The 6,513-nt window shown below is 67.4% G+C and carries 7 protein-coding genes; 6 read left to right on the top strand and 1 reads right to left on the bottom strand.

What is annotated here, in order from left to right:
• The 6 genes from HZB86_10565 to HZB86_10540 form a co-directional block, all read left to right on the top strand.
• Positions 1-396: type III pantothenate kinase (locus tag HZB86_10565; GenBank protein MBI5905966.1), on the top strand; the 396-nt coding region annotated here is incomplete at its 5' end.
• Positions 397-448: 52 nt separating this feature from the next.
• Positions 449-2,533: an elongation factor G gene (gene fusA, locus HZB86_10560; protein ID MBI5905965.1), complete on the top strand. Its 2,085-nt coding sequence runs from the start codon at positions 449-451 to the stop codon at positions 2,531-2,533.
• Entirely contained in the window at positions 2,530-3,006 is a 477-nt protein-coding gene (locus tag HZB86_10555) for a hypothetical protein (GenBank protein ID MBI5905964.1), read from the top strand. The genes fusA and HZB86_10555 overlap by 4 nt, the downstream gene beginning before the upstream one ends.
• A 16-nt stretch (positions 3,007-3,022) precedes the next feature.
• Positions 3,023-4,090: a hypothetical protein gene (locus tag HZB86_10550; protein ID MBI5905963.1), complete on the top strand. Its 1,068-nt coding sequence runs from the start codon at positions 3,023-3,025 to the stop codon at positions 4,088-4,090.
• Position 4,091: 1 nt separating this feature from the next.
• Entirely contained in the window at positions 4,092-5,531 is a 1,440-nt protein-coding gene (locus HZB86_10545) for a diguanylate cyclase (protein MBI5905962.1), read from the top strand.
• Between the two features lie 15 nt (positions 5,532-5,546).
• Entirely contained in the window at positions 5,547-6,038 is a 492-nt protein-coding gene (locus tag HZB86_10540) for a MogA/MoaB family molybdenum cofactor biosynthesis protein (protein MBI5905961.1), read from the top strand.
• A gap of 246 nt (positions 6,039-6,284) precedes the next feature.
• Here the strand turns inward: HZB86_10540 and HZB86_10535 are convergent.
• Positions 6,285-6,513, bottom strand: a 229-nt coding sequence (locus tag HZB86_10535; GenBank protein ID MBI5905960.1) for a hypothetical protein, incomplete at its 5' end; no start/stop codon positions are given.

Below are 6,513 nucleotides of genomic sequence, written 5' to 3'. Positions count from 1 at the left end.
TCGATCGTCGTCGACTTCGGGACCGCGACCACGTTCGACTACGTGTCCTCGAAAGGCGACTACATGGGCGGCGTGATCGCCCCGGGCGTGAACATCTCCGCGGAGGCGCTGTTCCGGCAGGCGTCCAAGCTGCCCCGCATCGAGATCGCGAAGCCTCCCTCGGTGGTGGGGAAGAACACGGTGGCGGCGATGCAGTCCGGCATCTTCTACGGCTACGTCGCGATGGTGGACGGGATCATCGATCGGATCCGGAAGGAAGTGCGGATCGATCCCCTGGTGATCGCGACCGGGGGGCTGGCGCGGGCCATCGCGTCGGAGTCGTCAAAAATCCACGAAATCGATGAGAATTTGACTCTGGAAGGGCTGCGTATTATATACGAAAGGAACCTTTCCTGACGCCGGGCCCCCGGTCCGGACCAGGGAACATCCGCGGAGGAGGTCGGTCCCAGTGGAAATCCAACAGATTCGGAACGTCGGAATCATCGCCCACGGCGGGGCGGGGAAGACGACGCTGGCGGAAGCGCTCCTGTTCAACGCGAAGGCCACCGACCGGATGGGAAGGGTGGACGACGGCAGCTCCAACTTCGACTACGATCCGGAAGAGATCCGGCGGAAGATCACGATCAGCACCTCGTTTCACCACTACGCGTGGAACCGGGTGGAGGTGACCGTCGCCGACACCCCGGGATACATCAACTTCGAGGCGGACACCCGCGCCTGCCTGCGGGCGCTCGACGGGGCGGTGCTCCTCGTCAACGCGGTCTCCGGCGTCGAGGTCCAGACGGAGAAGATGTGGAACCTCGCGCGGCACGCCGACGTTCCGGTCATCGCCTTCATCTCGAAGATGGACCGGGAGCGGGCCGACTTCGACAAGGCCGTGGAGGAGATCTCCGACATCCTGAAGGTCCCGGCGGTTCCCGTGCTGCTCCCCATCGGCCGGGAGGCCGGTTTTTCCGGCGTGGTGGACCTGTTCCGGATGAAGGCGCTGGCGTACAAGGGGGAGACGGGGGAGTTCGCCGTCCAGGAGATCCCGCCCGGCATGGCGGAGGCGGCCGCCAGGGCGAAGGAGAGGCTCGTCGAGTCGTGCGCCGAATCCGACGACGCGCTGATCGAGAAGTTCCTCGAAGGCACCGAGCTCAGCGAGGACGAGATCCGGAACGGTTTCCGCGCGGGCGTGCGGGCGATGAAGTTCCTGCCGGTCCTCTGCGGCTCCGCGTCGCGCAACATCGCCATCCACCCGCTCCTCGACCTCATCAACTTCGCCCTCCCGGACCCGTCGTACCGGGGACAGGTGGCCGGCACCCACCCGAAGTCCAAGGCGCAGGAGAAGCGCGCGATCTCGGCGACGGCCCCGTTCTCCGCCCAGGTGTTCAAGACGCTGGCCGACCCGTACGCGGGAAAGCTCTCCATCTTCAAGATCTTCTCCGGCACCCTCACCCCCGACATGTCCCCCCTGAACACCGCGAGGGACGCGACCGAGCGGATCGGGCAGATCCTGCGGCTCGAGGGGAAGAAGCAGAAGGCGGTCGGGTCGGCGTCGGCGGGGGAGATCGTGGCGGTGGCGAAGTTCAAGGAGACCTCCACGGGGGACACCCTCTGCGATCCGAAGAGCCCGATCCTGTTCGATCGACCGGAGATCGTGGATCCGGTCATCTCCTTCGCGGTCCGCCCGAAGACGCGCAACGACGAGGACAAGCTGGGCAGCTCCCTCGCGCGGATGATCGAGGAGGACCCGACGCTCCGGTTCCGGAAGGAGGCGCAGACCAACGAGTTCATCCTCGCGGGGATGGGCGAGACCCACCTCGAGGTGGCGGTGGAGAAGCTGAAGCGCCAGTACAGCGTCGAGGTGGAGCTGCGGACCCCCAAGATCGCGTATCTCGAGACCATCAAGGGGAAGGCGGAGGCCCAGGGGAAGCACAAGAAGCAGTCGGGCGGGCGCGGACAGTACGGCGACTGCTGGATCCGGATCGAACCGCTTCCCCGCGGAAAGGGGTTCGAGTACGTCGACGCCATCGTCGGGGGATCGATCCCGCGCCAGTACATCCCGGCGGTCGAGAAGGGCGTCGTGGAGCGGATGTCCCGCGGCGTCATCGCCGGGTACCCGGTGGTCGACGTGCGGGTCACGGTGTTCGACGGATCCTTCCACACGGTCGACTCCTCCGAAATGGCGTTCAAGATCGCCGGCTCCCTCGCCTTCAAGAAGGCGACCCAGACCGCGAAGCCGGTCCTGCTGGAGCCGATCGCCGAGATGGAGGTCGTCGTCCCCGAGGAGAACGTGGGGGACATCATCGGGGATCTCAACGGGCGGCGCGGCCGGGTGCTCGGCGTGGACGCCCTCGGGAAGAGCCAGATCGTGAAATGCCAGGTTCCGCTGTCCGAAGTGCTGCGCTACTCCTCCGACCTTCGCTCTATCACGTCGGGGCGCGGGCAGTTTACCATGAAGGTCTCCCACTACGAGGAGGTGCCGGCCGCGATCGCGGAGAAGGTCGTGGCCGACGCGAAGAAGGAAACGGGGGAAGAGGAGGAGGAGTGATCCACCCCGGCGGCGGGCGGGACGATCCGGGTTTCACGGAGGAACGGGCGGTCTCGGACGAGGACCGCCGCTCCCTCGAGGCGAGGATCGCCGCCATGACGGTGCCGGAGAAGGTGGAGCTGGCCTCCAAGGGGAACCGCGAGGTCCGGAAGATCCTTTCGCGGGACGCGAGCTGCATGGTGGCCCGGGCGGTCATCCAGAGCCCGAAGCTCTCGGACGAGGACATCGCGCACTTCGCGTCCTCCTCCCTGACGAACGAGGAGATCCTCCGGGCCATCGCCGACAACCGGCAGTGGACCGCGAACCGGCAGGTGGTGGCGGCGCTCGTGCTGAACCCGAGGACCCCGCCGCCCGCGGCGATCCGGTTCCTCCGGACGTTCCAGACGAACGAGCTGCGGATCCTCATGCAGAACCGGGGCCTGGCGGCGGTCGTTCGGTCGGAGGCCAGGCGCATCCTGGCCCAGAGACATTAGAGCGGCGGGAGAGACGATGGCCCTGTTCAACTACGCGACCCGGGAGCTCAGCGCCAAGATCGTGTATTACGGGCCGGGCCTGTCGGGCAAGACCACCAACATCGAGATGGTCCACAAGCTGCTCCGCCCGGAGCAGAAGGGGCGCCTCATCTCCCTCCCCACCGAGACCGACCGCACCCTCTTCTTCGATTTCCTGCCGATCGACCTCGGCCAGATCAAGGGGTTCAAGGTCCGCTTCCACCTGTACACGGTCCCGGGGCAGGTGTTCTACAACGCCACCCGGCGGCTCGTCCTGCAGGGGGTGGACGGCGTCGTGTTCGTCGCGGACTCGCAGCGGGAGATGATGAACAGCAACATGGAGAGCCTGAAGAACCTGATGGACAACCTCTCCAGCTACGGAAAGAAGCTCGAGGAGCTGCCCTTCGTTCTCCAGTACAACAAGCGGGACCTCCCGAACGGGGCGACCCGGGAGGAGCTCGACAAGGCCCTGAACTTCCTTTCCGTGCAGACGTTCGACGCGGTGGCGCCCGCCGGGAAAGGGGTCACCGAAACGCTGGTGGCCATCTCCCGGAAGGTGTTCTCCCACCTCCGCAGCACGCTCCTCATGCCGGGGGAGATGGCCGCCCACGAGGATATCGGGGAGCTGGCCGACGCGAAGATCCGGAAGACCTTCACCCCGCTCGAGGCGGAGGCGCTCGAGGAGATCTCCGAGGTCGAGGAGATCCGGGAAGCGGGCGCCGCGGAAGCCGCCGCCGTCCCCGGGAAGGAGGCGCGGTCCGAGATCGAGGTGGAACCGACGTCGCTCCGTCCGCCCGAACCGAAGAAGCCCGTTCCGTCGTTCGAGGAGCTGGGGGAGATCGAGGTCGAGATCCCGGAAATCGCGCCGGAGCCGCCCCGGTCCGCGGGACCCGCGCCCGCCGCCGTCTCCGTCTCCGTGGAGGGGGCGGGAATGACGTTCCTCAAGTTCGAGGACCCGTTCGTGTCGCCGGAGGGGCACGCCGTCCTGCCGGCGCTGTTCCTCGATGCCGGGGGGAACACGGTACGCGTGCGGATCCGGGTGTCGATGGAAGAGGAGAGCTCCTGACATGCCCGACGCCTTCGCGAGGAAAGCGGGGGAGATCCTCCGGTCCGGAAAGCCGATCGAGGACCGGCTGAGGGAGTTCTCCGGCGCGGTCTCCGGGTTCGTCGGCGGAGGCACGGTGTCGGTCCTGCTGTTCGACCGGGACAGCGAGGATTTCTTCGTGCGGGCCTCCACCCTGCGGGTCGCCGCTTCCTCCCCCGAGCTCCGCTTCGCGTCCGAAGGGACCCTCGAGGAGCTCTCCATCGCCGAGCGCCGCCCGATCGTGCTGGAGGAGAAGGGCCGTCCGTCCGGCGCCCGCCGCCACGGGTCCGTGCTGATGTTCCCGCTGCTGTTCTCCGGGGAGGCCAACGGCGTGCTCGTCGTCCACGCCGTCACCGAGGCGGGGCTCGCGGAAGGGCAGGTTTCGGCGCTGACCGACGCGTCGACGCTCCTGGCCGACGCGGTGGGCGCGTCGCTCCGGGAGGAGTCCGCCCTCCTGCGGATGACGAAGATCGCCGCCATCAACGAGGCGGGCGTCAACATCATCTCGACGCTGGACCTGTCGCGTCTCCTCAAGCTCGTCGTCACCTCGGCGTGCCTGATCATGGAGGCGGAGACGTGCGTCCTCCGGCTTCTCGATCCCCAGACCGGGAAGTACGGGATCCGCGAATATTACGGGATGCGGACGGAGGGGGAGCAGAAGGAGCTCTTCCGGCTGGACATGAAGGCGGTCACCGCGGTCCTCACGGACGAGCCGTCCCTCCTGGTCCGGGACGTGTCGACGGACCCGGCGTGGCAGGAGTTCTCCGACGTCGCCCGGACGATGATCTGCCTGCCGCTCCGGGGGGAAGGGGAGGTCATCGGGACGATCTCGATCTTCGACAAGTTCCCCCACAAGACGTTCTTCCCGTCCTCGTTCAGCACGGACGACCTGGCGACGTTCGGGAAGTTCCTCCGGTACGCGGAGAAGGCGGTCGCCAACGCGATCGCCTACGAGCGGAACGACCGGCTGAAGAACCTCGACGGGGAGACCGGGCTCCCCACCCTCAAATATTTCCAGGAGCGCCTCCTCCACGAGATCAGCCGCGCGAAGCGGTTCCAGCGCCGGCTGGTCCTCATGATCTGCGAGGTTCAGGCGAGGATCCCGGAAGGTCCGCAGGCGCGGGCGGGCCGGGGGGACTGGGTGATGAAGCGGGTGGCCAAGGCCGTCCGCGACTCCCTCCGGGAGTACGACGTCGTCGCCCGGATCAGCGAGGGGAAGTTCGGAATGATCCTCCCCGAGGCCGAGGACGGGAAGATCAGCGCCATCCCGCGGATCAAGAAGGCGATCGCGGCCGAGGTCGAGGAGATCCGGAAGAAGGCCGTGGACGCCCGCGTCGAGGTGCGGTTCGGCCACGCCTCCTTCCCCGAGGACGGCGACGACCACGAGAAGCTGATCTTCAAGTCGAACATCCTGAAGGTCTGAAAGAGGCATCCCCTGATCCGCGCGGCGGTCGTCACGGTGTCCGACAGGTCGTTCCGGAAGGAGCGGCCGGACGCGTCGGGCCCGGCGGTTGCGGAGATGCTCCGCGGGATGCCCGCCGAGGTCGTCCAGCGGGTGGTGGTTCCCGACGAGGTGCCGCGGATCCGCCGCGCGCTGCTCCACCTCTGCGACGCGCTGCGCCTGGACCTCGTGGTCACGACCGGCGGGACCGGGGTCGATCCCCGCGACGTCACTCCGGAGGCGTTGCGGGAGATCCTCGACCGCGAGATCCCGGGGATGGCGGAGGCGATGCGGGCCGACAGCCTGAAGAGGGTTCCGACCGCGATGCTCTCTCGCTCGGTCGTGGGGATCCGGGGGAAGACGATGATCGTCAGCCTGCCGGGGAGCCCCGGGGGCGCGACGGAGAATCTCGCGGTGCTCCTGCCGGTCCTGCCCCACGCCATCGGAAAGATCCGCGGGGACGGCGGAGACTGTGCCCCCCCGACCTGATCGCCGCGTTTCACCATTACGGCAACATATGACCGCTCACTGCGATTCCGCCATGGCGGAGGACACTCTTTCCCTTGGTCCCCGGTTTGAACCAAGAGTGTCCCCCTCTGTCGCTCCATACGCTGCCCCACCGGAAAAACCCGTATCGGTGGGGTACCCCTCCAACGGGAGGTATGGGGCGCCTGCGTGGAACCCCCCCGCGTCGCCCTACGTCCATGTCACTGGATTTATGAGCCGAGAAAGTTTTTATGGTTCTTCCGGCGGCTCCGCGACCAGGCCGGGCGTCGACGCCGGCAGTCCCTCGTTCATCGACCCCGTCCGGTACCCCTTGAGGTCCACGGAGACGTAGAGGAACCCGTTCTCCCGGAACCGTGCGTGCACGGCGTCGGCGATCTCCCGCTCGAAGAGGCGCGGGATCTCGTCCCGCCCCACCTCGATCCGGGCGACGGCGCCGTGGACCCGGACCCGGAACTGC

This window comes from Deltaproteobacteria bacterium (assembly GCA_016234845.1).
Classification (GTDB): domain Bacteria; phylum Desulfobacterota; class Deferrimicrobia; order Deferrimicrobiales; family Deferrimicrobiaceae; genus JACRNP01.
The sequence above is the reverse complement of the archived record's forward strand: the minus strand, read 5'-3'. Positions and strand labels throughout refer to the sequence as shown.